Origin of the sequence: Caballeronia sp. LZ043, assembly GCF_031451075.1 — a bacterium.
GTDB lineage: Bacteria > Pseudomonadota > Gammaproteobacteria > Burkholderiales > Burkholderiaceae > Caballeronia.
In genome coordinates this window covers 766,795-790,852 of record NZ_JARUXT010000001.1, presented here as the reverse complement: position 1 = coordinate 790,852, position 24,058 = coordinate 766,795, and the positions used below count along the sequence as shown (strand labels likewise).

At 65.0% G+C, this 24,058-nt stretch carries 24 protein-coding genes and 1 tRNA gene; 7 read left to right on the top strand and 18 right to left on the bottom strand.

Going from position 1 to position 24,058, the window contains the following annotated elements; genetic code table 11:
• Positions 1 to 190: 190 nt before the first annotated feature.
• A complete protein-coding gene (locus QCE64_RS37895; protein WP_404987271.1) occupies positions 191 to 511 on the bottom strand; it encodes a zinc-ribbon domain-containing protein in 321 nt (106 codons plus the stop codon).
• Between the two features lie 15 nt (positions 512 to 526).
• Positions 527 to 2,602 (bottom strand): heavy metal translocating P-type ATPase, encoded by a 2,076-nt coding sequence (locus tag QCE64_RS03415; RefSeq protein WP_310002665.1) that lies wholly within the window; start codon positions 2,600 to 2,602, stop codon positions 527 to 529.
• A 451-nt stretch (positions 2,603 to 3,053) separates the two neighbouring features.
• Here QCE64_RS03415 and QCE64_RS03410 point away from each other — a divergent pair, with 451 nt between their 5' ends.
• Complete coding sequence (locus QCE64_RS03410) at positions 3,054 to 3,377, top strand: hypothetical protein (RefSeq protein ID WP_309914467.1); 324 nt, start codon at positions 3,054 to 3,056, stop codon at positions 3,375 to 3,377.
• Between the two features lie 33 nt (positions 3,378 to 3,410).
• Here the strand turns inward: QCE64_RS03410 and QCE64_RS03405 are convergent, their stop codons facing one another.
• Positions 3,411 to 3,569 carry a hypothetical protein gene (locus QCE64_RS03405; protein ID WP_309807578.1) on the bottom strand — a complete coding sequence of 53 codons (159 nt, stop codon included), beginning with the start codon at positions 3,567 to 3,569 and terminating at the stop codon, positions 3,411 to 3,413.
• 130 nt (positions 3,570 to 3,699) lie between these two features.
• Between QCE64_RS03405 and QCE64_RS03400 the strand changes: the two genes are divergently transcribed.
• Both QCE64_RS03400 and QCE64_RS03395 read left to right on the top strand, forming a co-directional pair.
• Positions 3,700 to 4,188 carry a TonB family protein gene (locus QCE64_RS03400; RefSeq protein WP_309914463.1) on the top strand — a complete coding sequence of 163 codons (489 nt, stop codon included), beginning with the start codon at positions 3,700 to 3,702 and terminating at the stop codon, positions 4,186 to 4,188.
• A gap of 317 nt (positions 4,189 to 4,505) precedes the next feature.
• Positions 4,506 to 5,810: an MFS transporter gene (locus QCE64_RS03395; RefSeq protein ID WP_309929465.1), complete on the top strand. Its 1,305-nt coding sequence runs from the start codon at positions 4,506 to 4,508 to the stop codon at positions 5,808 to 5,810.
• Between the two features lie 26 nt (positions 5,811 to 5,836).
• On the opposite strand, the gene opgC is transcribed toward QCE64_RS03395, so the two are convergent.
• A complete protein-coding gene (gene opgC, locus QCE64_RS03390) occupies positions 5,837 to 7,033 on the bottom strand; it encodes an OpgC domain-containing protein (protein ID WP_309929464.1) in 1,197 nt (398 codons plus the stop codon).
• Positions 7,034 to 7,318: 285 nt separating this feature from the next.
• Here opgC and QCE64_RS03385 point away from each other — a divergent pair, with 285 nt between their 5' ends.
• Positions 7,319 to 7,498 carry a hypothetical protein gene (locus tag QCE64_RS03385; RefSeq protein WP_309914456.1) on the top strand — a complete coding sequence of 60 codons (180 nt, stop codon included), beginning with the start codon at positions 7,319 to 7,321 and terminating at the stop codon, positions 7,496 to 7,498.
• Positions 7,499 to 7,812: 314 nt separating this feature from the next.
• Here QCE64_RS03385 and QCE64_RS03380 read toward each other — a convergent pair whose 3' ends face one another.
• From QCE64_RS03380 to QCE64_RS03330, 11 genes are all read right to left on the bottom strand, one after another.
• A complete protein-coding gene (locus QCE64_RS03380) occupies positions 7,813 to 8,118 on the bottom strand; it encodes a hypothetical protein (RefSeq protein WP_310002663.1) in 306 nt (101 codons plus the stop codon).
• Positions 8,119 to 8,434: 316 nt separating this feature from the next.
• Positions 8,435 to 8,689, bottom strand: a complete 255-nt coding sequence (minE, locus tag QCE64_RS03375; RefSeq protein ID WP_035926261.1) for a cell division topological specificity factor MinE — start codon at positions 8,687 to 8,689, stop codon at positions 8,435 to 8,437.
• Between the two features lie 9 nt (positions 8,690 to 8,698).
• Positions 8,699 to 9,514, bottom strand: a complete 816-nt coding sequence (minD, locus tag QCE64_RS03370; RefSeq protein ID WP_309914450.1) for a septum site-determining protein MinD — start codon at positions 9,512 to 9,514, stop codon at positions 8,699 to 8,701.
• Between the two features lie 87 nt (positions 9,515 to 9,601).
• A complete protein-coding gene (gene minC, locus QCE64_RS03365; RefSeq protein WP_309831050.1) occupies positions 9,602 to 10,369 on the bottom strand; it encodes a septum site-determining protein MinC in 768 nt (255 codons plus the stop codon).
• A gap of 141 nt (positions 10,370 to 10,510) precedes the next feature.
• On the bottom strand, positions 10,511 to 11,035 hold the full coding sequence (locus QCE64_RS03360) for a GNAT family N-acetyltransferase (protein ID WP_309914448.1): 525 nt from the start codon (positions 11,033 to 11,035) through the stop codon (positions 10,511 to 10,513).
• A gap of 178 nt (positions 11,036 to 11,213) precedes the next feature.
• Positions 11,214 to 11,996, bottom strand: a complete 783-nt coding sequence (gene map, locus QCE64_RS03355) for a type I methionyl aminopeptidase (RefSeq protein WP_309914444.1) — start codon at positions 11,994 to 11,996, stop codon at positions 11,214 to 11,216.
• 190 nt (positions 11,997 to 12,186) lie between these two features.
• Positions 12,187 to 12,579 (bottom strand): hypothetical protein, encoded by a 393-nt coding sequence (locus QCE64_RS03350; protein WP_310002661.1) that lies wholly within the window; start codon positions 12,577 to 12,579, stop codon positions 12,187 to 12,189.
• Positions 12,567 to 13,544 carry an Abi family protein gene (locus QCE64_RS03345; RefSeq protein ID WP_309929460.1) on the bottom strand — a complete coding sequence of 326 codons (978 nt, stop codon included), beginning with the start codon at positions 13,542 to 13,544 and terminating at the stop codon, positions 12,567 to 12,569. The genes QCE64_RS03350 and QCE64_RS03345 overlap by 13 nt, the downstream gene beginning before the upstream one ends.
• A gap of 230 nt (positions 13,545 to 13,774) precedes the next feature.
• Positions 13,775 to 13,865, bottom strand: a tRNA-Ser gene (locus QCE64_RS03340).
• 124 nt (positions 13,866 to 13,989) lie between these two features.
• Positions 13,990 to 15,288, bottom strand: a complete 1,299-nt coding sequence (serS, locus tag QCE64_RS03335) for a serine--tRNA ligase (RefSeq protein ID WP_309929458.1) — start codon at positions 15,286 to 15,288, stop codon at positions 13,990 to 13,992.
• Positions 15,289 to 15,366: 78 nt separating this feature from the next.
• Complete coding sequence (locus QCE64_RS03330; protein WP_309929456.1) at positions 15,367 to 16,683, bottom strand: replication-associated recombination protein A; 1,317 nt, start codon at positions 16,681 to 16,683, stop codon at positions 15,367 to 15,369.
• Positions 16,684 to 16,862: 179 nt separating this feature from the next.
• Between QCE64_RS03330 and cytX the strand changes: the two genes are divergently transcribed.
• Positions 16,863 to 18,191, top strand: coding sequence for a putative hydroxymethylpyrimidine transporter CytX (gene cytX, locus QCE64_RS03325; protein WP_309914430.1), 1,329 nt, complete (start codon positions 16,863 to 16,865; stop codon positions 18,189 to 18,191).
• A 21-nt stretch (positions 18,192 to 18,212) separates the two neighbouring features.
• Here the strand turns inward: cytX and speB are convergent, their stop codons facing one another.
• Positions 18,213 to 19,229, bottom strand: coding sequence for an agmatinase (gene speB / locus QCE64_RS03320; protein WP_309929453.1), 1,017 nt, complete (start codon positions 19,227 to 19,229; stop codon positions 18,213 to 18,215).
• Between the two features lie 114 nt (positions 19,230 to 19,343).
• On the opposite strand from speB, the gene QCE64_RS03315 reads away from it, so the two are divergent.
• Both QCE64_RS03315 and QCE64_RS03310 read left to right on the top strand, forming a co-directional pair.
• On the top strand, positions 19,344 to 20,246 hold the full coding sequence (locus QCE64_RS03315) for a LysR family transcriptional regulator (protein WP_309929451.1): 903 nt from the start codon (positions 19,344 to 19,346) through the stop codon (positions 20,244 to 20,246).
• A gap of 236 nt (positions 20,247 to 20,482) precedes the next feature.
• Positions 20,483 to 20,953: a hypothetical protein gene (locus QCE64_RS03310; RefSeq protein WP_310002658.1), complete on the top strand. Its 471-nt coding sequence runs from the start codon at positions 20,483 to 20,485 to the stop codon at positions 20,951 to 20,953.
• Positions 20,954 to 21,007: 54 nt separating this feature from the next.
• Here QCE64_RS03310 and lolA read toward each other — a convergent pair whose 3' ends face one another.
• On the bottom strand, positions 21,008 to 21,688 hold the full coding sequence (gene lolA / locus QCE64_RS03305) for an outer membrane lipoprotein chaperone LolA (RefSeq protein WP_309914419.1): 681 nt from the start codon (positions 21,686 to 21,688) through the stop codon (positions 21,008 to 21,010).
• A gap of 32 nt (positions 21,689 to 21,720) precedes the next feature.
• Positions 21,721 to 24,036 carry a DNA translocase FtsK 4TM domain-containing protein gene (locus QCE64_RS03300; RefSeq protein WP_309914417.1) on the bottom strand — a complete coding sequence of 772 codons (2,316 nt, stop codon included), beginning with the start codon at positions 24,034 to 24,036 and terminating at the stop codon, positions 21,721 to 21,723.
• Positions 24,037 to 24,058 lie beyond the last annotated feature (22 nt).

The window sequence follows — 24,058 nt, the reverse complement described above, 5'->3', positions numbered from 1 at the left end:
CGCACCTCACCTCGACGACCCCGCGCTGCACGAGCCAGCCGCGTCCAGGTCGTCGTCAGGCCACGCGCACGACGGAACTGGTGGCCCGTCGTGCTTTGGTCCGGGCACTCCCGCCCGGACATTTTTTTGCGCCGCGCCCGACATCGAAGAGCGCCGAGGCGAACCTCACCGCTCCCGCACAACCCATCTTTCAAGCCCCCACTGCCGTCCCGCACTGGCTGCAAAACTTCGCGCCTAGCACGAGTGCCTGACGACATTGCCCACACGACTGCGGCACGAGCGGCGTCGCGCACTGCGAGCAGAAGCGCGCGCCTTCCTGCTGGCTCGTATTGCATCGCGGGCAGCTTACACCGCCGGGCGGACGCGTCGGCGCCGCCGGAGCGGGCGCCCGTCCCCAGCCCTCGTTCCCTTGTCCGCCATGATGTCCATGACTCCCTTCATGCCGACGGCCATGCCCGCCCTGCACCGCATCTCCACGATGCCCGCCAAACGCGCGCTCGAACCAGTTCATGCCATCTCTCCCAAGTCACTTGCGCAGCAGACGCAAACCATTCCCCACCACGAGCAGACTCGCGCCGACGTCGGCGAACACGGCCATCCACATGGTCCCGATGCCCCCGATGGTCAGCCCCAGGAACACCGCCTTGATCCCCAGCGCCAGCACGATGTTCTGCACCAGCACGCGATGCGTCGCCTTCGACAAGCGGATGAACGCGGGAATCTTTCTGAGGTCATCGTCCATCAGCGCGACATCGGCGGTTTCGATGGCCGTGTCCGTGCCCATCGCGCCCATCGCGAAGCCGATGTCCGCGCGCGCCAGCGCCGGCGCATCGTTGATGCCGTCGCCGACCATGCCCACCGTAGTGCCCCCCGCCGAAAGCTGCTCCACAGCCCGCAGCTTGTCCTCGGGCAACTGATCGCCCTCGGCGCGATCGACGCCCACTTCGCGGGCAATCGCCGCCGCGGTATGCGCGTTGTCGCCGGTGAGCATGACGGTGCGCACACCCAGCGCATGCAGCTCGGCGACGGCCGCGCGGCTCGTGTCCTTCACCGTGTCCGCGACGGCGAACAGCGCCAGCACGCGCTCTTCATCGGCGAGCATCACGACGGTCCTGCCGTTTTTCTCATGGCGGTGCAGCTGCGCTTCGAGCTCCGTCGAACACAGGCCGAGCGCTTCCACCATCCGGTGATTGCCGAGCGTATGGCGACGCCCGTTCACCCGGCCCGCGATACCTTGTCCCGGCAACGCTTCGAACTCGTCGACGGGCAACAAACCGACCGCATCCGCCGCGCCGGCGCGTGCGATGGCCGTCGATACCGGATGATCGGAGCGGCTCGACAAGCTGACGGCGATCGCGCGAACATCGGCGTCCGGGAGATCGTTCGTCGTCTGTTCAAACGCCACCTGCACCGGCTTGCCGTGAGTCAGCGTGCCGGTCTTGTCGAGGGCGAGCCAGCGCAGTTTCCGGCCTTGTTCCAGAAAGGTGCCGCCCTTCACGAGCATGCCCTTGCGGGCCGCCGCGGCAAGCCCGCTGACGATGGACACCGGCGTCGAGATCACCAGCGCGCACGGGCACGCGATCACGAGCAACACCAGCGCCTTGTACAGCCACGCGAGCCACGCGCCCGCGAACAGCAGCGGCGGCAGCACGGCGACGCCCACCGCGACCAGGAACACGCTCGGCGTGTAGATGCGGGCGAATTGATCGACGAAGCGCTGCGTCGGCGCGCGCGTGCCTTGCGCGTTCTCCACCGCATGGATGATGCGGGCGAGCGTCGACTGGCCGGCCACAGCCGTCACCTCGTACTCGAACGACCCGGACTGGTTGATCGTGCCGGCGAAGACGTCATCGCCGGGCCCTTTCTCGACGGGCAGGCTCTCGCCGGTGATGGGCGACTGATCGATCGTCGAGCGGCCCGCGCTGATCCTGCCGTCCAGCGCGATGCGCTCGCCCGGCCGCACGCGCGCGATGGCGCCAAGTTTGACTGCCGTAGCCTCGACGTCGCGCCACGGACCGTCCGGCTGCCTGACGGTCGCGGTGTCGGGCGCCAGCTTCATCAATCCTTCGATGGCATTGCGCGCGCGATCAAGCGAGCGTGCCTCGATCAGTTCGGCGATCGTGAACAGCACCATCACCATCGCGGCCTCGGGCCATTGGCGCAGCGCGAGCGCGCCGGTCACCGCGATGCTCATCAGCGCGTTGATATTGAGGTTCAGGTTGCGTATGGCGACCCAGCCTTTCTTGTAGGTGCCGACGCCCGAACCCGCGATCGCCAGCACCGCGAGCGCCGCGACGAGCCATTCGGGCGCGCCCAGCCAGTTCGCGGCTTCGGCGCTCAAGGCGGTGACGCAGGCCGCACCGAGCAGCCACATGGGCTTGCGGGACGGCGCGGAAGAGGCGGCGCGGGCGCCGGTTTGTGCGTGATCCGCGAGTTCCGCTGCGAAGCCGAGCGACGTGAGCGCCTTGAGCACCGCATCGAGTCCATCGGGCCGATGCACGACCGTCAGCACGCGCTGCATCAGGTTGAACTGCATCTCGCTGACCTCCGGCAGCGCGCCGAGTTTTTTGCGGATCAGCGCTTCCTCGGTTGGGCAGTCCATCTGCGCGATGCGCATCTGCGTGCGGACGAAGCCACCCAAGGTAACGGACGGGGTCAGCGCGGGGTGGTCGTGGGCGTGTGCATGGTCGTGTTCATGGCCGTGGTCGTGATCGTGACCATGTTCATGCCCGCCACAATGTGCGTGTCCGACGGCACGCACGTCCTGCTCCTTTCGAAGCTCGATGATCGAATCATGTCCTGCGCAGCACTGTTTCATTTTCGCTATCCCTTAACGCCATGGGGCGAGTAAACACCCTGGAGGAACTCCAGGGTCAAGGGACGATTCTTTGAAAACAGTCATTCCGCGCGAAAGCACGCCAACGCGTGCATGTCGCTATGCGAAGGAAATCAGGAATCAGCAGGGCTTTGTCGGTCATGCGTGACAATCGCAGTGAACAGACAGGCCATAGGCCCATCTAACCGCCCACATCGATCACTACGCGGAGACGCTTATGAAATCAGGCCGCATCCTGCCCTTTCTCTTCGGCGCGTTGCTGGCTGCAAGCCTGCCGATGCAGGCGCAAGCCCAGCCCAACCCGAATGCGCAATGGCGGCATTCGGAAACCACCTTCTTCGAACTCATCCAGAACGGCTACGGCATCGTCTCGGTGACGAGCGTGGCCGCCCGCAGCACCGGTCTGCCTGAAGACACCTACATCCTGCAGAAGACCAACAGCGTGTTCCGCTGCGTCGAAACCCGCGCGGCGGAAACGGGCGCGGTAAGAGCATCAGCGCCGCTGCGCTGCGCCGAACTGGTCAAACCCTACGTCGACTGACTCACGCCCGCTGTCCGCTGAAGGCGCCGTACTTTAGCCCACCGGCGTCTCGCCCTCACCCGATTCCTTGCCGGGCCGGTCATTCGGTCCTTGCTTGCGGTTCTCGTCGCTCCGCTCCGGCAGCTTGCTCTTTTCGTTGTCGCTATGCTCGGCCGGCTGGGCATTGTCCGGCGCTTGATTGTCTGCGTTCATGATCGGCTCCTTGGAAGCTTTCCTTGTGAAAGCCAAGGCAGCAAGTCGCGCGCCCGCACGATCGTGTCGACGTCGCCCATCCGGCCCGCAGGCACTACCATGGAAGCAGAGTCTTCCACGGTGCCCTCCCATGTCCGCCTCTCTCCGTTCCGCCGTAGCCGCCCTGCTCGGCGCATGCGCCGTGCTCGCGCTGACTTCATGCACCTTCACGCCGCCGCCCGGTGTCGTCGCGGCGCGCACAACCGCGCCGCCCGCGGCGCAAGGCTCGACCCTCGACGACTACAAGCAGCGCATCGCGCAACGCATCTTCGAGCGCAATCCGTCGCTGGTGCTCAAGGGCACGCCGCAAGCGATGCTGCGTTCCTTCGTGCTCGTCGCGTTCACGGTGGATCGCGGCGGCCGGCTGGTCGATTCGTCCGTGTACCGCACCAACGGCGACGACGAAGCCGAAGCCACCGCGCTCGCCTCGCTGCGTCGCGCGGCGCCGTTGCCCGCACCGCCGGCGCGGCTGCTGAACGGCAATGGCCAGTTGGAGTTGTTCGAAGGCTGGATGTTCAACGACAACGGCCAGTTCCAGCTGCAAACCTCGCACTCGCCGCAGGCGACGACCATCGACTAGCATCGACCGGTGGCGGTCGCCACGCACGCTCGTTATAATTTTTCGCACCCCGGCCGGACCTGCTTCCGGCGTGGCCTTCGCCCCGCGCCCACCCCGCGCGCCCTGCGAAGCGCCTCAGGCGCAGCCCATCTGCGCCGCGACCACGCGCGGTACTCGCGCATGCCGCCCGGCGCTGGCTCCCAGCGTCACCGCTGTCATCGCATGACCATCCCTACAAGAAGCTGACGCGACAGTCGACGGCGACAGTCGACGGCGCCACGCCCCGACGCAGCACGAATCAACGCAACACGCATCAACGCCAAGACAACGGAGACAGCATGTCCTCACCCTCGCTCTCCGCCGCCAAGCCCGGCGACGGATCCCAAAGCGCTTCCCGCGTGATTTTCGCGAGCTTCATCGGCACCGCGATCGAGTTCTACGATTTCTATGTCTATGCGACCGCCGCCGCGCTCGTCATCGGACCCGTGTTCTTTCCGCACGACTCGCCCGCCGCGCAGGCACTGTCGGCGTTCGTCACCTTCGGCATCGCGTTCGTCGCGCGGCCGATCGGCTCGTTCCTGTTCGGACATTTCGGCGACCGCATCGGCCGCAAGTCGACCCTCGTCGCCTCGCTGCTGGTCATGGGCGTCTCCACGACGCTGATCGGTTTCGTCCCCGGCTACGATTCCATCGGCAGCCTCGCGCCGATCCTGCTGTGCGTGCTGCGCTTCGGCCAGGGCATCGGTCTCGGCGGGGAATGGGGCGGCGCGGCGCTGCTGGCCACCGAGTACGCGCCCAAAGGCAAGCGCGGGCTGTTCGGGATGTTCCCGCAGCTCGGGCCGTCGATCGGCTTCCTCGCCTCCAACGGCCTGTTTTTCGGTCTGGCGCTGTCACTCACCGACGAACAGTTCCGCAGCTGGGGCTGGCGCGTCCCGTTCATCGTCAGCGCGGTGCTGGTCGCGCTCGGCCTGTACGTGCGCCTGAAAATCGCGGAGACGCCTGCGTTCCGCGCGGCCGTCGAGCGCGAGGAGCGCGTCAAGGTGCCGGTCGCGACGCTGCTCGGCAGTCACCTCATGCCCACGCTGCTCGGCGCGTTCGCGATGGTCGTCTGCTACACGCTGTTCTACATCTCGACGGTGTTTTCGCTGTCGTTCGGCGTCGGCAAGCTGCATTTCGCGCGCGAGACCTTCCTCGGCCTGCTGTGCTTCGCGGTGCTGTTCATGGCGCTCGCCACGCCCATTTCCGCAATCGCCAGCGACCGCTTCGGACGCAAGCCGGTGCTGGCAGTCGGCTGCCTGCTCGCGATCCTGTCGGGCTTCACGATGGCGCCGCTGCTCGGCAGCGGCAACACGATCCAGGTGGCGCTGTTCCTGACGATCGAACTGTTCCTGATGGGCGTGACCTTCGCGCCGATGGGCGCGCTGTTGCCCGAGCTGTTCCCGACCAACGTGCGCTACACCGGCGCGGGCGTCGCGTACAACCTGGGCGGGATTCTGGGGGCGTCGGTGGCGCCTTATATCGCGCAATTGCTCGCGAACCGGGGCGGCCTGACGTGGGTGGGTGGGTATGTATCGGCGGCGGCGGCGGTCAGCCTCATCGCCGTGCTGTGCATGCGCGAGACCCGCGATATCACGTTGGAATGAGCACGCTCGAATAAACTTGGCGCCGCTCAGCGGTCGTGCCGGTTGCCTGCCTGCGCGGGCGCCGGCCGGCCGTTGACGAGCGCGACGCGCGGCGGCGCCGGCCGCTGCGCCTGCCTGACCTCCTTGTCGCGCGCGGCCTTCGCCGCCTTGCGATCGGCCCAGAAACGCGCGAGCGCCAGCAGCGTGACGATAGCGATGCCATCCGCGATCAATCCCAGGATCCAGTGCGACGGATAGCGTCCGAGTCCGAGCACGCCCATGGCCCGCAGCGCCGAATCCAGCACGAGCGACACGCACGCCCCCGCGATGAAGCACACGAGCCCTTGCTGCCCGATCGTCACGATGCCCGGCAGCCTGCGCGCGAGCCGTCCGATCCAACCGGCATACACCGCGCGCGCGACGATCCACGCGATGGCGGCGAAGCTCACGATGCGCAGGGTCGCAAGATTCTGTTTCATGAATCCCGGCGGCGGCTGCATTTCGAAGAACAGCTTGTAGAACGCGAAGACCAGCGCGACCGCAATCGCCACGGCGGTCAGCCCGCGCGCGATGCGGCTCGCATGGAATCCTTCGCTGATCGGCTGGACGCGCGCGAGCATGCCGGTCACGAACATCAGCTGCCACGCGAAGGGATTGAACGACCACGCTTCCGCATAGGTGCCGGGCAGCGCGCGTGCGAGCGGCGCGGCCGCGAGCCAGACCAGCAGGCTTGCGAAGATCGCGACCACCGGCTTCTTCTGCGCGAGCGGCACGATCACGGGCACGGCGAGGGCGAAGACGGCGTACATCGGCAATACCGCCGACAAATACGGCTGCTGCCTGAGCGTCACGATTTCGCCGATCAGACCCAGTGGCCGCGCGAGGAAATTGGGCCATTCGGTGTACTGGAGCATCGGCGTGTCGATCTTCAGCGCCATCATCAGGCCGCCGCCGATCAGCATCAGGAAGGCCGTGAACAGATAAGCGCGATAGATTTCCCAGCTGCGGCGGAAAAAACGCCGGCGCGCGGCCTTGATGCTACGGCGAGTCGCAAGCGCCGTATAAGCCGCCGCCGACGCGTAACCGCCCAGGAAGACGAACACTTCGGCGGAATCGCAAAAGGCATATTGATGCAGCGTGAAGCGCGACAGCACACTTCCCGTTATATGGTCTACCGCGATAATCAGCAGCACGATTCCTCGAAAGAAATCGACTTCGAGAGAACGTGTTGTCGGGGAAGTCATCTGGTGAATGCTCCACGGGCTGCGGTTCCACGGCGACAGGAACGTCGCGCGCGCATACGGGGTTTGTACTGACTCCCGAGAGGAAATTCCCTTTATCGACCGGTATTTAAAGTAACACCCGATGTCAGTCGGCAAGCTGGCGGCAAAATGACTTTTTGGCCCGCTATTCAGTCATTTTTGCTGTGCTTATACTCGAAGCGGCATCGAAACAAGCTCGACAAAACCAAAACGGTTCGGCAGCGTCAATCGCGGATTCTTCATTCGCGCTTCAATCGGGAGGCCACCATGCGTTTTCATCTTCAAGGCTCGCATCTGGTTGCAATGATCGCCATCGCGCTGCTGAGCGCCCTGCTGCTCGCCGTGAAGTTCCGGCCTGCAACCTGGCGCGGCGTGGTCGTCGAAGCGGTCATTGCGAATGTCGGCGCCATTCTCGCGGTCGTCGCGTTCGAGGTGCTCACCGCCTGACCTGCTCGTCCGCTCGCAAGAAATTTCAAACCGTTTGAACTCTGTTGCCAGGAGGCTGTCACATCGGGCAATGGCGTTCAGGCGACCGGTTCTTTTCGGGTTGCTCGAACGACTCCCTTCTCCTCTCCGTTCCTGCTAACGCGGGAACGTTCAAGGGCGCCAGGCGAAAGCCTCGCGCCTGTTCTTTTTTCCGCCCTGCGCATGCCGTAGTTCAAGCAATGCTTCGCTCACTCGCAGCGAACATGCCTGGCCCGCTTCGTCGGTTCAGGATTTCCCACGCTCGGAGCGTGCCCGGCATCGCGGAATGACCCGACTCAGATCCAGTGTCCCGGCACATAGCGATACTGCCCGCGATACGGCGACCACACGCCCGCGATCCAGCGCCGGCCCGCGCGCACTTCGACCCATCGTCCGGAGGCCCAGACGTAACGGCCCTGCCAGACCCAGTGTCCGGCTTCCCAGACGAAGCCCGCACGCGGCGGCGGAATGCGCTCGTAGCGCGGCGCGGGCGGCGCGCTCGGCGCGATGATCACCGCGGCGGCGTACGCCCCGGACAGCGTGACGGCGCCGGCGGCGATGATCGCGCTCTGAACGAGCAGGCGGCGAAGGGACACTTTCATGAACGACCTCTTGTCGAAAAACATCGAACGCGCGCGCAGGGCGCGCGGGCAAAGCTCGCGGCGCAGGAACCTCCGCGAAACAGTTCAATGTGTAGACCGGCCGATGCGATGACAGGCGCAGGCGTGCCAGAGGCCCGAATTCGAAACGATGTGTGGACAAGTGTCAGCGACTGTCGATGCGCCTGCTCGCGCCACCTCGAAGAACGACAAGAGAATCACGCAAACGATAGCGCCACAAACGAAAAGAGCCGGAATCTCGCGATTCCGGCTCTTCCTGTAAAGCAAACGGTGCGGCACGCAGACGCGCCGCACGACGTCACGCCTGCGGAATTTCGATCTTCACTTCCAGCACTTCGAGATCGTCCTGACGTTCGAGGCTGACCCGAATGTCGTCGTTGGAAATCTTCACGTACTTCGAAATCACCGCAACGAGTTCCCGTTGCAACGCCGGCAGGTAATCGGCGGCGGCTTTGCCACCTGCGCGCTCGTGCGCAATGATCAACTGCAAGCGTTCCTTCGCGACCGAAGCGGACTTTTTCTTCTCGCCCAGCAAAAACGAAAGAATCGACATTGCGTCCCCTTACTTGGTGCCGAAGATGCGTTGCAGCAGGCCGGGCTTTTGATAATCGGTGAAGCGCAGCGGCTTCTGCTCGCCGAGAAAGCGCGACACCACGTCCTTGTACGATTCGGCGACATCCGTGCCGTCGAGATGCACGGCGGGCAAGCCCTGGTTCGATGCGTGCAGCACCGCTTCCGACTCCGGAATCACGCCGATCAGATCGATGCGCAAGATCTCCTGGATGTCGCTCAGCGACAGCATCTCGCCTTCGGAGACGCGCTTCGGGTTGTAGCGCGTGATGAGCAGGTGTTCCTTGATCGGCTCCTTGCCTTCCATCGCGCGCTTGGTCTTCGACGAGAGAATGCCGAGGATGCGGTCCGAGTCGCGCACCGACGAGACTTCCGGATTCGTCACGATGAGCGCTTCATCGGCGAAGTGCATGGCCATCAGCGCGCCGGATTCGATGCCCGCCGGCGAATCGCAGATGATGTATTCGAAGTCCATCTTGACCAGCTCGTCGATCACCTTCTCGACGCCTTCGAGCGTGAGCGCGTCCTTGTCGCGGGTCTGCGAAGCCGGCAGGATGAACAGGTTCTCGCACTTCTTGTCCTTGATGAGCGCCTGGTTCAGATTGGCTTCGCCCTGGATGACGTTGATCAGGTCGTACACCACGCGGCGTTCGCAACCCATGATGAGGTCGAGATTGCGCAGACCGACGTCGAAGTCGATCACGGCCGTCTTGTGGCCGCGCAAGGCGAGCGCCGATGCGAAGCTCGCGCTGGTGGTCGTCTTGCCGACGCCGCCCTTTCCCGAAGTCACCACAATGATTTTTGCCATACAAGTACCTTGTGTTCGTCAATAGGTCCGCTCGCGTTGCCTGGAGCGCGCGCTGGGCATCGGTGGCGCGCGGGTGGAGGCGACTCGTCAGGTCAGCCGCAGCGGTTCGATCATCAGTTTTTCTTCGTTCAGCCAGATCTGCACCGGCTTGCTCAGCACGTCGGCCGGCAGCGGGTTCTCGGTGGTCCGGTAGATTCCCGCGATGGAGATCAGTTCCGGTTCGAGACAGGTGCAGAAGATCCGCGCGTCGAGGTTGCCGTGCACGCCCGCGAGCGCGCGGCCCCGCAACGGCGCATAGATATGGATGTTTCCTTCCGCGATGACCTCGGCCCCGTAGGACACGAGCCCGAGCACGATCAGGTCGCCCTTCGCGTAGACCTGCTGGCCCGAGCGCAACGGCCGGTCGATGATGGTCGCCGGCTGCGGCAGCGTCGCGGGCGGCGGCGTGTTGGCGACGGCCGCCTCGATCACGGCGGCGGCCTCGGTGTTGGGCTTGGCTTCGTCGACGGAAGGCTTCGGCGCGCCCCGGCGATCGCGTGCTTCGAGGATCGGCAGGCCGCCTTCGTTGGCCCACTGGATGGCCCACGTCTGCGCGGGCAGCGCGACCACGCCGATGGGACGCATGCGCACGCCGGCAAGCAGCTTCTCGAGTTCCGCGAGGGAGATGCGCTCGCCTTCAGCGAGACGTCGAACGTCGATGGCGACGACATCGCCTGCGAAGAATTCGGGAGTCGCTTCGAAACGCCGCGTGAGTTCGGTGCGCAAGGCATCGAGGTCGGGAGTCTTGACGACGAAGAGAAGCGTGTCGACGGAGCCGCTGCGCAGTTCGAAATAGGGCGTTTTGTTGAGCGACATAGGAACGGCCAAAAATTTTGCGTATTTTACAGGCGTTGTCGCACACGGCCATAATTTTTGGCTCGAATTCAGCTATCGGAAACGCGAAGTGCGACGAGAGATGCGTGCCGCGCGCACGCTCGACGTGACCGCGATGCGCGCTTAGACAGGCTGCCCGGAATGCAGCCGATGCACAAAGAGGGATTCGGCTTCCTGCTCATGCAAGGGCATGGCGCGACGATCGCCGGTCGGGCCGAAGCCCAGACGTTCGTAGAAGCGCATCGCGGTGCGGTTCTCATCGGCGATCCACGCGTGCACGTCGGCCGCGCCCTGCTCCGCGAGCCATTGCGATGCGACGTTCACGAGCAGTTCGCCGCCGCGCAGATGACGCACCGCCGGCGCGACCCACAGCGCGTTCACGAAGGCGCGCCCGCCCGGTGCGTCCTCGATGTACGCATGCACGAGCCCGCAGGGATGGCCTTCGGTGTACAGCAGGAAAGTTGCGAGCTTGTCGGCGCTGGCGTGCAGCGCGGCGGTATCGTCGAATTGGGCGGGTTCGAGCAGCAGCGCATCTTCAAGCGTCTCGCCGAATGCGTAAGGCGCCTCGCGCAGCGATGCCGTGCGAAGTTCGCGCAGGACCGGACCTTGTTGCGCGGCGATGCGGCTGACGGTCAATGAGGGACTCATGCGGGCAATTTCTCTCTGACTTCAGGCTCCATGCGTGCGGCTCGTGCGGCCGGTCCGGCATGTTCAGCCATGGGCGTAGCTTCAACCGATCGGGCGGACCCGTCAATTCCTAAATCCGGGAAAGTGCTTTACAGCGCACATGGCAATGCGTAGCCGTGCTCATGGTCGCTTCGCTCATTCAGGGCGCCGCGTACGCGCCGGTGCCGTCCGGCCAGGGCGTGAGCAACTCGAAACCGTCCTCGGTCACGGCCACCATGTGTTCCCATTGCGCAGACAGCGAGCGGTCCTTGGTCGTCACGGTCCAGCCGTCGCGCGACTGCTGCGTGGCGGCGCGGCCTGCGTTGATCATCGGCTCGATCGTGAACACGAGGCCCGGCTTGAGGCGCAGTCCGGCGCCGCGCTGACCGTAGTGCAGCACTTGCGGATCTTCGTGATACACGCGGCCGATGCCATGGCCGCAGTATTCGCGCACCACGGAAAAGCCTTCCCGGTGCGCGACGCCCTGAATTGCCGCGCCGATGTCGCCGAGCGTCGCGCCCGGGCGCACTTCGCGGATGCCGGCCACCATCGCCTCGTACGTGGTTTCAGTGAGGCGGCGCGCCTCCGCGTTCGGCGTGCCGGCAAAGTACATGCGGCTCGTGTCGCCGTAGTAGCCGTCCTTGATGATCGCGACATCGATGTTGATGATGTCGCCGTCCTTCAGCTCCTTCGGCCCGGGAATGCCGTGGCAGACGACGTGATTCACCGAGGTGCAGACGGTTTTCGGAAAGCCCATGTAGCCGACGTTGGCGGGAATGGCTTTCAGTTCGTCGACGATAAAGCGGTTGCAGAGGGCGTCGAGTTCGTCGGTGGTGACGCCGGGACGGACGTGTTCGCCGATCATCGCGAGAACTTCGGCGGCCAGGCGGCCGGAAATGCGCAACTTGTCGATGTCTGCGGGAGTCTTGAGCGTGATGGCCATGGGGCGATGCAGATGGGTTCAGCGGCCTGCGTGCGCGGCCTTCGACCGGATTTCAGGCGGACGGCGCACGAGGACAATGGGGCCGATGATAGCATTCCGGCGCCGCCGGTCCTTGGCCGGAGGGGTCAGGACGCGGTTGCGGACATGCACGCTTGTGATGCACGCGGGTTTGTGTTTTAGTGGCCCCGGTTCAGACTTGCCGGAGCGTGACTACCTTGCCTCGATTTGCCCATTTGTTTGCCATGGCCGCGAGCGCCGCTGCCCTCGCCGCCTGCAGTTCGACGAGCGGTCCCGAGTTGCGCGCGTCGAAGCCCGTGATCCATGTTTCATCGGCGCGGCCCGCGTCGGATATTTCCAGCTGCCTGCAACGCATGATTCCGTCCGCGCAGACCAGGCGCGCGCAGGGTTCGACCGAGCTGATGGTCGGGTCGAAGGCGTGGCTCGTGACCTTGACGCCTTCGGTGTATGGGTCGGAGGTGAAGGTGCAGCAGTCATCCAGCGACGATGGCGGTGTGCCGGAGCCGGAGCTGCGGTTTGATATTGCGCGGTGTACGACTTGAGTGCGACGGGCTAGGCGATCCATATTCGCTCACTTTCCCAGCCCGGCGGGAAACCTGCGGCGCGAATGTTCACGAGCTCCGACTGCGGGAAAGTAAGGCAATGCGCTTTCACTGCGCCAGACCATCCGCTTTCCGGCCGAATGACTCGCAACATGGTTTCGAGGATGCACAGCGTGCCGTACGTCCGCCGCCGTGCAAATTCATCTCTCGCCAAATGGTGCAGGTATTGATGCGGTTGAGTGTCGGGAAGTTTCGGTGGTTCGGGGTGGTTGCGATTCCACAGCCGTGAATGATGCGCAGCGACGTTTCGCACGAAGTCGATCGTGCGTAGCCATGACGCCAGATGCTGTCCGCTGATTCCATATCGGCTCGCGATCTTGTTCTGATCGCCGCACTTCATCCCGGCGAAAAATTTCGACAGTAAGCCGAAGTCCCAAATCTCTGTGGCGACCCGGATCGGAAGCGCTGCGCCGTATTTCTGCTCATGATGAGCGACGAAATCTTCCTTGCGACTTTTTCTCAGTGCCTCTTTGTATTTTTCCAGCCACTCTTGATGTCGCGTGAGCCTCCTTGGGCCCTGTCGTTTCTGGCAGAAATTCGCGTCCAACTGAGCTGTTGGTTCGTGGGCGCGACGATGCCGCCGCCCAAGCAAATGCGCGATATCGACGCGCACCGCGACCGCGACTCTCTCGATGGCGTCGAGGACGAGCAATCTCAATTTCCTGTCGAACTCGTAGAGTGCCTCGGCCAATTCGAACGACGCTCCGTCGAGAGAATCATCGCTACGGCGGACATCGCTGCCAGGAGTCGGGACGCGAAGCGGGAACCCGTAGCCAACCAGACGGTAATAGCCGATTCCTTGCAGCGTTGCTAAAGCCGCAGCATCGTCACCAACAGCCAAGTTTCGCGATTTCAGGAGGTCCAGTTGGTCTGCGTAAGGGCGGTACAGTTTTAACGGAGAGAATTCCGGCTTGTCGGTTGCCGTCATGCAAGGATCGGTCTCCTCAAATGGAAATCCCCCACATGGGACACCAATCTTTCGATCGGGCTCAGAGGTGAGGGACATATTGGAGAGTGATTCCAAATGACTGATGGAAGCCGTCAACAAGGAAAATCAAATCGAGATGTTCGCCACATAGGCGGCATTGCCTTGCATACGCCAGAATGACGAAAGGCCGCCCGATGGGCGGCCTTTCTGTTTGATGCTTTCGATGTTCTTGGCGGAGAGGGTGGGATTCGAACCCACGGTACGGGAAAACCGTACGCCTGATTTCGAGTCAGGTACATTCGACCACTCTGCCACCTCTCCGTCTACCCTCACGGGCCTTCGTCAAGCCGGTCGTTGCTCGGCGAAGAACGAAACTATATCGAACTCTCGGAACCTTGCCAAGCCCCTTTTGCCAACCTTCAGCAAAATAAGCGCGAGGCCAGTGTCATGCGCCCACGGCGGCTTCGATGCGCTCCTGACCACGCATATAAGGCCGCAACACGGCGGGAATCGTCACCGAGCCATCCGCGTTCTGGAAGTTCTCCAGCACCGCGACGAGCGTGCGGCCCACCGCCAGTCCCGAGCCGTTCAGCGTGTGCACGAACTCCGGCTTGCCCTGGGCATTGCGGAAGCGCGCCTGCATGCGGCGCGCCTGGAAAGCCTCGGTGTTCGAGCAGCTCGAAATCTCGCGATACGTGTTCTGCGCCGGCAGCCAGACTTCGAGGTCGAAGGTCTTCGCCGCTGAAAAACCCATGTCGCCCGTGCACAGCGTGATCAGTCGATACGGCAATTCCAGCTTCTGCAGGATGGCTTCGGCCTGGCCGACCATCTCGTCGAGCGCGGCGTACGAATGCTCGGGCGCCACGACCTGCACCATCTCCACCTTGTCGAACTGATGCTGCCGGATCAGGCCGCGCGTGTCACGCCCGTACGAGCCCGCTTCGGACCGAAAACACGGCGAATGCGCGGTGAGCTTCACGGGCAGCGCGGCTGCGTCGAGAATGCTCTCGCGCACGGTGTTGGTCAGCGAGATCTCGGACGTCGAAATGAGGTACTGCGTGACCGTGTTCTCCTCGCCGCCCTTCTCCACGCGGAACATGTCGTCCGCGAACTTCGGCAACTGGCCCGTGCCGTAGAGAATCTCCGGATTCACGATGTACGGCGTGTACGCCTCGGTATAGCCGTGCTGCTCCGTGTGCGTGTCGATCATGAACTGCGCGAGCGCGCGATGCAGCCGCGCAATCTGTCCGCGCAACAGCGTGAACCGCGCGCCCGACAGCTTCGCGCCGGTTTCGAAGTCGAGGCCGAGCGGCGCGCCGACATCCACATGGTCCTTGATCTCGAAGTCGAACGCGCGGGGCGTGCCCCAGCGCCGCACCTCGACGTTCTGGGTCTCGTCGCGGCCCACCGGCACGCTCTCGTGCGCCAGGTTCGGCACGGTGAGCATCAGGTCCGACAGGCGCTTCTGCACGTCGTCCAGCTTCGCCGCCGACTCCTTCATGGTGTCGCCGATCCCGCCCACTTCCGCCATCACCGCCGAGGTGTCCTCGCCGCGGCCCTTCATCGCGCCGATCTGCTTCGAGAGGCTGTTGCGGCGCGCCTGCAGTTCTTCGGTGCGCGTCTGGATCTCGCGGCGCTCGGCTTCGAGCGCGGCAAACGCGGCGACGTCGAGCGTGAAGCCCCGGTCGGCGAGGCGCTTCGCGACGCCGTCCAGGTCTTTGCGGAGGGTTTGGATATCGAGCATGGCGGGGGCTGCTGGTTGAGTATTCGTGAAACGTCGATTCTAGCGCACGGCCAGCGCCGGCCGGACAGGCATCAGCCCTCAGCGCTTCTTGTCGTCGCGGTGTTCGCGCCGCCACGCGTCGTCGAGATCGCTAAGGCGCGCGAGCTTCTCGCCGATCTTGCCTTCGAGCCCACGCGGCGTCGGCTGATACCACGAAGGCTCGCGCATGCCGTCGGGCAGATAGGTCTCGCCGGCGGCGTAGGCGTCGGGTTCGTCGTGCGCGTAGCGATATTCGTGGCCGTAGCCGAGTTCCTTCATCAGCTTGGTCGGCGCATTGCGCAGATGCACCGGCACGCCGCGCGACTGATCGCGGCCGACGAAGCGGCGCGCCTCGTTGTACGCGTTGTAGCCGGCATTCGATTTCGGCGCGACCGCCAGATAGATCAACGCCTGTGCGAGCGCCAGTTCGCCTTCCGGCGTGCCGAGGCGCTCGTAGGTCTCGGCGGCGTCGAGCGCGATGCGCGCGCCGCGCGGATCGGCAAGTCCGATGTCCTCCCACGCCATCCGCACGATGCGCCGCGCCAGATAGCGCGGGTCCGCGCCGCCGTCGAGCATGCGGCAGAACCAGTACAGCGCGCCGTCCGGATTGCTGCCGCGCACCGACTTGTGCAGCGCGCTGATCTGGTCGTAGAACGCATCGCCGCCCTTGTCGAAACGGCGCAGGTTCTCGGCGAGCGCGCTGCCGAGCAAGGCGCCGTCGACTTCGCCCTGCTTCTGCTGCGCCGCCGCGCGCGCGACGATCTCGAGATTGTTCAGCAGCTTGCGGCCGTCGCCGTCGGCCGAACCGACCAGCGCATCGCGGGCCTCGTCCGTGAACGTGAGGCCGCCCAGTTCCCGGCTCGCGCGCTCGAGCAATTCCTTCAGTTCGTCGGCGTCGAGGCTCTTCAGCACGTAGACGGCCGCGCGCGACAAGAGCGCGCTGTTCACCTCGAACGACGGATTCTCGGTCGTCGCGCCGACGAACACGAACAGGCCGGACTCCACGTGCGGCAGGAAGGCGTCCTGCTGGCTCTTGTTGAAGCGATGCACTTCATCCACGAACACGAGCGTCTGATGCCCGTTCGCGCGATGAATCTGCGCCGTCTCCACCGCCTCGCGGATATCCTTGACACCGGACAGCACCGCCGAAAGCGAGATGAACTGCGCGTGGAACGCGTCGGCCATGAGGCGCGCGAGCGTGGTCTTGCCGACGCCGGGCGGGCCCCACAGGATCATCGAATGCGCTTCGCCCGATTCGAACGCGACGCGCAGCGGTTTGCTCGGGCCAAGCAGGTGTTTCTGGCCGATCACGTCGTCGATGGTGCGGGGGCGCAGACGCTCCGCGAGCGGAACGGTGCCACGGTTTTCTTCGAACATGTGCTGTGCGATGCAGGTTGACGCGGTTGGGTGGATCGCGGCGATAATCTCGCGCTTCCCGAGAGAGGCGCCGGCCGGCGGCGGAACGGGTCATTATGACAGCCGGGCCGCGAGGGCATCGGACCCGCCTGCGCGTGACCGTCTCGGACAACGCATCGACCATATGAGGACGCAATCCGATGGGGCAAGAGCACACCACGAACGCTGCGGCGCACGGCGAAACTTCCACCTACGCGCCGCTCACCCCCGTGCCACCCGAACGGCGCGCCTTCGCGACGAGCGACGCCTTCGCGCTGTGGTTCTCGCTCGGCATCGGCCTGCTGGTCGCGCAGGCGGGCGCGCTGCTGGTGCCGGGACTGTCGCTGCCGCATGCGCTCGCGGCGATCGGCATCGGCACGGTGGTCGGCGTCGTGCTGCTGGCGCTCGCGGGCGTGATCGGCACGGACACCGGGCTCGCCGCCATGTCCTCGCTGCGGCCGACGCTCGGCGTGCGCGGCGCCTCCGTGCCGGCGGTGCTCAACGCGGTCCAGCTGGTCGGATGGGGCTCGTTCGAGATCATCGTGATGCGCGATTCCGCCGATGCCCTCGCGAAGCAATCCTTCCACTTCTCGATGCCGATCGTCTGGACGCTGATCTTCGGCGTGCTCGCCACGCTGCTCGCGGTGAGCGGCCCGCTGTCCTTCGTGCGGCGCTTCCTGCGCACCTGGGGCATCTGGCTGCTGCTCGGCGGCGCAGGCTGGCTGACCTGGAACCTGCTCGCGAAGCACGATCTCGCCGCGCTGATGGCGCGGCCCGGCACCGGCGAGATGGCGTTCGGCGCGGGCATCGACCTCGTCGTCGCGATGCCGCTGTCGTGGCTGCCGCTGATCGCCGACTACACGCGCTTCGGCCGCAGCGCGGGCGGCACGTTCCGCGGCACGCTGCTCGGCTACGGCATCGCGAATCTCTGGTTCTACGCGCTCGGCGCGATCTACGGTCTCGCGGCCGGCGGCGGCGATGCGCTGCTGACCACCGCGTTCGCGCAGGCGGGCGGCGGTCTCGCGCTGTTCCTGATCCTGATCGATGAAACCGACAACGCCTTCGCCGACATCCACTCCGCCGCCGTTTCAACCGGCACGTTGTGGGCGCGCGCCAGCGTGCCGCTGCTGTCGTGCGCGTTCGGGGCGCTGTGTACGCTGGTCGCGCTGGTGGTCGAGATGGGCAAGTACCAGAACTTCCTGCTGCTGATCGGTTCGGTGTTCGCGCCGCTCTTCGGCGTGGTGCTGGCGGATCACTTCATCGTGCGCAAACGCCGCATCGACACCGCCGTGCTCGCCGATCCCACCGGCCGCTATGGCTATTCCGGCGGCTGGCATGTGAGCGCGTTCATTGCGTGGGGCGTCGGCATTGCCGCCTATCACGCGATCAACCAGTGGCTGCCGAACCTCGGCGCGACGTTGCCCGCGCTCGCGCTCGGCGCGGTGTGCTATCTGCTGCTCGTGGCGGGACGGCGGCGCGCGTACGCGTAAGGCCGCGAGCAAGCCGGTCGCTCAACGCGCCGCGCGATATTCGACGCCCGGCAGCACGCACAGCAGTTCGAAGGCGAGATTGGCGCCGAGCAGCGCCGTGGTGCCGAACGGATCGTAGGGCGGCGCGACTTCCACCAGATCCGCGCCGACGATGTTCAGCCCGCGCGCGCCACGCACGATCTCCAGCGCCTGCGGCACCGTCAGGCCGGCGATTTCCGGCGTGCCCGTGCCGGGCGCGAAGGCCGGATCGATGCCATCGATATCGAACGTGATGTAGACGGGACCGTCGCCCATCTGCGCGCGCACTTCGTCCATCAGCGGCGCGAGCGACTTGTTCCAGCATTCCTCGGTCTGCACGACGCGAAAGCCCTGCTCGCGGCACCAGTCGAAATCGCCGGCCTCGTAGCCGGTGCCGCGCAGGCCGATCTGCACGACGCGCGAGCAGTCCAGCAAGCCCTCCTCCACCGCGCGGCGAAACGGCGTGCCGTGCGCGATCTTCTCGCCGAACATGGTGTCGTTGACGTCCGCGTGGGCGTCGATGTGAATCAGCCCGACCTTCCCGTGCTTCGCGTGGATCGCGCGCAGGATCGGCAACGCGATGGTGTGATCGCCGCCGAGCGTGAGCGGCGTGCAGTCGTGCTGCAGGATCTCGCGATACGCACGCTCGACGCGGTCGATGGAATCGAGCAGGTTGTACGGATTGATCGCGACGTCGCCGATATCCGCGACGCGCAGCGAATCGAACGGCGCGGCGCGCGTCGCCATGTTGTACGGGCGCAGCAGCACGGATTCGCTGCGCACCTGACGGGGGCCGAAGCGCGCGCCGGTGCGATTGGACGTGCCGAGATCGAACGGCACGCCGACAAAGCACGCATCCAGCCCGGCGGCGGACGGGACATGCGGCAGACGCATCATCGTCGTGATGCCGCCGCAGCGCGGCATCTGGTTGCCGGAAAGTGGCTGCGGACGTTCGGCGCGGGCGTCGAGAAAGTGGGAATCGAAGTGTTCTGCGGGGGCAAACAGCGCGGAAGTATTCATGGCGTCGGATGAATCAGGATGGGTATGCTGCCATTCATAGCCGCTTTCCTCCGGCGTTAAAATGACGACAAAAACAACTTCACATCGATTTTTATCGATGTATCGGCGGCGCGCATGTTCACTCACTTGTCCGACCTGGATCTCCGGCTGATCCGCGTGTTTCTCGCCATCGCCGACGCGGGCGGCGTGTCGTCGGCGCAGGCCACGCTCAACGTCGGGCAATCCACCATCAGCACGCAGCTCGCGACGCTCGAAACCCGGCTCGGCTATCGCCTGTGCGAACGCGGCCGCGGCGGCTTCGCGCTGACTTCGCGCGGCGAACAGTTCGTCGAGGCGTGCCGCACGCTGCTCGCGGCCATCGACACCTTCGACTCCACCGCCCGCAACGTCGGCAAGACGCTGGTCGGCACGCTCACGCTCGGGATGATCGGCAATACACCGGTCAGCGCGAACGCACGCGTCAGCGAAGCCATCGCGCGCTTTCGCCAGCGCGACGAATCCGTGCGCTTCGCGGTGCTCGTGCGCTCGCCGGGCGAACTCGAGGAAATGCTGCTCGCAGGACGCATCCAGATGGCGATCGGCTATTTCTGGCATCGCGTGCCGTCGCTCGATTACGTCGAGATCTTTGCCGAGGAACAGCTCGCCTATTGCGGCCGCGGGCATCCGCTGTACGCACGTGCGGGACGTGTGCGCATGAGCGAGGCCAATGAGCACGACTGGGCATGGCGCAGCTATCCGCTGCCGGAGGCCGGGACGCTTGCGCCGCGACTCGTCGGCGCGGTCGCCGACAACATGGAGGCCGTCGCGATGCTCGTGCTCTCGGGACAGCATCTCGGCTATCTGCCCGAGCATTTCGCCGCGCCGTATGTGAAGGAAGGACTGCTCGCGCCGCTGAATCCAAAAGCGATGCGCTATCGCGTCGCGTTCCAGATGGTCACGCGTGCGCGGCGTGCGGGCGGTGCGAAACGCGAGATCGTCGAAGCGTTCATCGAAGACATGCAGGCTGCGCACGGCTGAGATTGCTTTTAGGCAGGCGTTTTCAGCCGTTATTGGCCCATCCACAAGCATGACAATTTTCTACAAATCTAATACCGGAATCTTATTGATCAGGCAATACGACTTCTCCTAATATCAATTCATGGACATCTCAAAATTGAGCGCGACAACGGGTCCGAAGGACCGGAAGCGTGCTCGGTTGCAGCGCTGACTGACCATCGCGGACGGGCAGCACCTTCTCTTAGGACGAGGGAACCATGATCGACGCAAAGCTGGGTAGGGCACGACGGGCCGGACAACTCGTTCTGGCCAGCGCGATGAGTTACTGCGCGATGGCGAGCGCAGGCACGAACGGCGGCGTCATCTACTTCACGGGATCGATCGTGGCCTCGCCATTCGGCGTATCGGTTGGATCGGGGAATGCCTCTGCGACCGCCTCCCCGATGCGGATCGACCAGACGAGCGGGCGCACCGCGCACGTGATGTTCTCCGCCGAGCCAAGCGATGCGCCGAGCGCTGGCGTGTCGATGTCGGTGATCGGACACAGCCCGGCATCCGGCGCGCGTTTGCTCGCGACCCGCTTCACCGACAGCCGGGGCAACACCACGCCGTCCGATGCAGGCGGCACTTACCACGTAGGCAAACTCGGCGGCACGCTGTCGATGCGCGCGCTCGACGAGACGCCCGCGTCCGTGACCCGCGTCCTGCTGACGACGAGCTACAACTGAGCCGCGATGAAGGCACGGCCCGGCGGGCGCCGGGCTGCGTAGATCAGCCGATGATCAGCCGTTGATCACGTCCGCGCCCTTCGGCACGGTGAACTTGAACGCATCGCTCTTGATGGGCGGGTTCTTCTGGATGTTCGAGAACGTGAGCAGCGTGACATTGCCGAACACGTCGTGCAGTTCCATCGCTTGCAGGTTGCCGTCCTTGAAGCCGATGCCGACCGTCTCGAACTGCGTGTCCTTCGCTTTCGGCGTGAGTTCGAGCCAGTCGATGCCGCCCTTCTCGCCCGCATCGCGCAAGTTGAAGTTCTTGTCCAGGTCGTTGCTGCCGAACAGGATGGCCGCCGGGCTCGCACCCAGCGCGCCGCCAAGCGTGCGCACGGTGACCTGGTTCAGATCCTTGTCATACACGTAGAGCTTGTCGCCATCCGCCTGCAGGACCTGCGCATACGGCTTCTGATACGACCAGATGAACTTGCCCGGCCGCGCGAACATGAACGTGCCGCTCGATGTCGTGCCCTTGGTCGGCACGGGCGTGGACGTAGCGCCGTTGTTGGCCTTGCCCGGCGCCTTGATTTCCTGTTGCGTGAAGTCGCCGCGCGCGGCCTTGACCTGCGACACGAACGCCTTCAGCTGTTCGGTGCCGCTCGCGAAGGCGTGCGACGCCAGCAGCATCGACGCTGAAAACAATGCGGCGCTCAGGACCTTGAGCGTCCGGCTCCCCGTATGGTGTTGCATCGTGATGTTCTCCCTTTGATTCGCGCCGCGCGTCATTCGGCGTCGCGCGCCGGCGTCAGGATCTCGCGGTTGCCGTTCGACGACATCGCCGACACCAGCCCCGAATTCTCCATCTGCTCCAGCAGCCGCGCCGCGCGGTTGTAGCCGATGCGCAAGTGCCGCTGCACCAGTGAAATGGATGCGCGGCGATTCTTGATGACGACCTCGACCGCCTGGTCGTACAACGGATCGGACTCGCCGTCCGCGCCGCCGGTTCCGTTGGCGCCGGCCGAGCCTTCGTCGCCCTCGCCGGCAAGCCCGCCTTCGAGCAGGCCTTCGATGTAATTCGGCTCGCCCTGCTCCTTCAGCTTGTCCACCACGCGATGCACTTCCTCGTCCGACACGAACGCGCCGTGCACGCGCACCGGCAGGCCCGAGCCCGGCGGCAGATAGAGCATGTCGCCCATGCCGAGCAGCGACTCCGCGCCCTGCTGGTCCAGGATCGTGCGCGAGTCGATCTTCGACGAAACCTGGAACGCCATCCGCGTCGGCACATTGGCCTTGATGAGGCCGGTGATCACGTCCACCGAAGGCCGCTGCGTCGCGAGAATCAGGTGGATGCCCGCCGCGCGCGCCTTCTGCGCGATACGCGCGATCAGTTCCTCGACCTTCTTGCCGACCACCATCATCAGGTCGGCGAGTTCGTCGATCACGACCACGATGTTCGGCAAGCGCGTGAGCGGTTCCGGTTCATCCGGCGTCAGGCTGAACGGATTCGGAATCTTTTCGTCGCGCTTCTTCGCGTCGTCGATCTTGCTGTTGAAGCTCGCGAGATTGCGCACGCCCATCTTGCTCATCAGCTTGTAGCGGCGCTCCATTTCGGCGACCGCCCAGTTGAGCGCGTGACCGGCCTGGCGCATGTCGGTGACGACCGGACACAGCAGATGCGGAATGCCTTCGTAGACGCTCATTTCGAGCATCTTCGGGTCGATCAGGATCAGCCGCACCTGATCCGCGCTCGCCTTGTAAAGCAGCGAGAGGATCATCGCGTTGATGCCGACCGACTTGCCCGAGCCCGTCGTACCCGCGACCAGCAAGTGCGGCATCTTGGCGAGATCGGCGCAGACCGGATTGCCGCCGATGTCCTTGCCGAGACCCATGGTCAGCGGCGACGCGCCGTTCGCATAGACTTCGGAGCCGAGGATCTCGGAGAGCTTGACGGTCTGACGGCGCTGGTTCGGCAGCTCGAGCGCCATGTAGTTCTTGCCCGGAATGGTTTCGACGACGCGGATCGACACCAGCGACAGCGAGCGCGCCAGATCCTTCGCGAGACCGACGATCTGGCTGCCCTTCACGCCCGTTGCGGGCTCGATTTCATAGCGCGTGACGACCGGACCCGGATACGCCGCGACCACGCTCACTTCCACACCGAAGTCCTTCAGCTTCTTCTCGATGAGACGCGAGGTGTATTCGAGGGTATCGGCGGCGATGGTTTCCTGGGTCTTCGGCGGCGGGTCGAGCAGCGCCAGCGGCGGCAGCGTGGAGTCGCCCGGCAGGTCCTTGAAGAGCGGCACCTGCTTTTCTTTTTCCGCGCGCTCCGAGCGCGCCGGCGTGGGCACGGCGGGCACGATCATCACCGGTTCGTGATCTTCGTTCTTCTCGCGCGAACGCACGACCTTGCCCTCGCGCTTGACCGCCGCGGCCTCGCCGAGCTTGCGGTCGCGGCCGGCCTCACGGCGCAGTTGCGCGCCGGTGATCGCGTTGAGAATGCCGTCGCCGACCTTCTCGCACACCGAGAGCCACGAGAAGCGGAAATACAGCGACAGCCCGATGGCGAGCGCGATCAGCAGGAACAGCGTGGCGCCGGTGAAGCCCAGCGCGTGCGACACATGGCGCGCGACCATGTCGCCGATCACGCCGCCGGGCGCGCGCGGCAGCTGCACCTTGAGCGACCACATGCGCAAGGCCTCGATGCCGTCGGAGGCAAGCAGCACGAGCACGAAGGCGAAGGCTTCGGCGAGCCAGGTGCGGTCCTTCGGCGCGTCTTCATCGACGACCGGCGGCTGCGTGATACGGCGATAGTTCGCGATGATGCGCCGCGCGAGCAGCACGATCAGCCAGTAAGAGGACAGCCCGAACACGAGCAGCAGGATGTCCGACGTATAGGCGCCGACGCGGCCCGCCCAGTTCGCGATGCGTTCGACGCTGACGGCGTGGGTCCAGCTCGGGTCCCTGCGGCTGTACGAGAGCAGCGCCATCACGAGGAACAGTCCGAGCGCGACCTGGAGGATCCAGCGAATCTCGGTGAAGAGCCGCGACATGCGGTGCGGCAGTGCCTGCGGGCTCGCGGAATAAGGTGCTTTGGCCATTGATTCGATGCTTGGTGTCGCC

What these genes read in the sequence shown, in the direction of transcription:
- speB (WP_309929453.1), bottom strand. Translation starts at nt 19,229, where the DNA reads ATGAATACTTCCGCGCTGTTTGCCCCCGCAGAACACTTCGATTCCCAC.
- QCE64_RS03395 (WP_309929465.1), top strand. Translation starts at nt 4,506, where the DNA reads ATGTCCTCACCCTCGCTCTCCGCCGCCAAGCCCGGCGACGGATCCCAA.
- QCE64_RS03380 (WP_310002663.1), bottom strand. Translation starts at nt 8,118, where the DNA reads ATGAAAGTGTCCCTTCGCCGCCTGCTCGTTCAGAGCGCGATCATCGCC.
- QCE64_RS03315 (WP_309929451.1), top strand. Translation starts at nt 19,344, where the DNA reads ATGTTCACTCACTTGTCCGACCTGGATCTCCGGCTGATCCGCGTGTTT.
- QCE64_RS03405 (WP_309807578.1), bottom strand. Translation starts at nt 3,569, where the DNA reads ATGAACGCAGACAATCAAGCGCCGGACAATGCCCAGCCGGCCGAGCAT.
- minC (WP_309831050.1), bottom strand. Translation starts at nt 10,369, where the DNA reads ATGTCGCTCAACAAAACGCCCTATTTCGAACTGCGCAGCGGCTCCGTC.
- QCE64_RS03385 (WP_309914456.1), top strand. Translation starts at nt 7,319, where the DNA reads ATGCGTTTTCATCTTCAAGGCTCGCATCTGGTTGCAATGATCGCCATC.
- QCE64_RS03400 (WP_309914463.1), top strand. Translation starts at nt 3,700, where the DNA reads ATGTCCGCCTCTCTCCGTTCCGCCGTAGCCGCCCTGCTCGGCGCATGC.
- lolA (WP_309914419.1), bottom strand. Translation starts at nt 21,688, where the DNA reads ATGCAACACCATACGGGGAGCCGGACGCTCAAGGTCCTGAGCGCCGCA.
- QCE64_RS03415 (WP_310002665.1), bottom strand. Translation starts at nt 2,602, where the DNA reads ATGGACTGCCCAACCGAGGAAGCGCTGATCCGCAAAAAACTCGGCGCG.
- cytX (WP_309914430.1), top strand. Translation starts at nt 16,863, where the DNA reads ATGGGGCAAGAGCACACCACGAACGCTGCGGCGCACGGCGAAACTTCC.
- minE (WP_035926261.1), bottom strand. Translation starts at nt 8,689, where the DNA reads ATGTCGATTCTTTCGTTTTTGCTGGGCGAGAAGAAAAAGTCCGCTTCG.
- QCE64_RS03300 (WP_309914417.1), bottom strand. Translation starts at nt 24,036, where the DNA reads ATGGCCAAAGCACCTTATTCCGCGAGCCCGCAGGCACTGCCGCACCGC.
- QCE64_RS03410 (WP_309914467.1), top strand. Translation starts at nt 3,054, where the DNA reads ATGAAATCAGGCCGCATCCTGCCCTTTCTCTTCGGCGCGTTGCTGGCT.
- map (WP_309914444.1), bottom strand. Translation starts at nt 11,996, where the DNA reads ATGGCCATCACGCTCAAGACTCCCGCAGACATCGACAAGTTGCGCATT.
- QCE64_RS03345 (WP_309929460.1), bottom strand. Translation starts at nt 13,544, where the DNA reads ATGACGGCAACCGACAAGCCGGAATTCTCTCCGTTAAAACTGTACCGC.
- QCE64_RS03330 (WP_309929456.1), bottom strand. Translation starts at nt 16,683, where the DNA reads ATGTTCGAAGAAAACCGTGGCACCGTTCCGCTCGCGGAGCGTCTGCGC.
- minD (WP_309914450.1), bottom strand. Translation starts at nt 9,514, where the DNA reads ATGGCAAAAATCATTGTGGTGACTTCGGGAAAGGGCGGCGTCGGCAAG.
- QCE64_RS03350 (WP_310002661.1), bottom strand. Translation starts at nt 12,579, where the DNA reads ATGGATCGCCTAGCCCGTCGCACTCAAGTCGTACACCGCGCAATATCA.
- QCE64_RS03360 (WP_309914448.1), bottom strand. Translation starts at nt 11,035, where the DNA reads ATGAGTCCCTCATTGACCGTCAGCCGCATCGCCGCGCAACAAGGTCCG.
- serS (WP_309929458.1), bottom strand. Translation starts at nt 15,288, where the DNA reads ATGCTCGATATCCAAACCCTCCGCAAAGACCTGGACGGCGTCGCGAAG.
- QCE64_RS37895 (WP_404987271.1), bottom strand. Translation starts at nt 511, where the DNA reads ATGAACTGGTTCGAGCGCGCGTTTGGCGGGCATCGTGGAGATGCGGTG.
- QCE64_RS03310 (WP_310002658.1), top strand. Translation starts at nt 20,483, where the DNA reads ATGATCGACGCAAAGCTGGGTAGGGCACGACGGGCCGGACAACTCGTT.
- opgC (WP_309929464.1), bottom strand. Translation starts at nt 7,033, where the DNA reads ATGACTTCCCCGACAACACGTTCTCTCGAAGTCGATTTCTTTCGAGGA.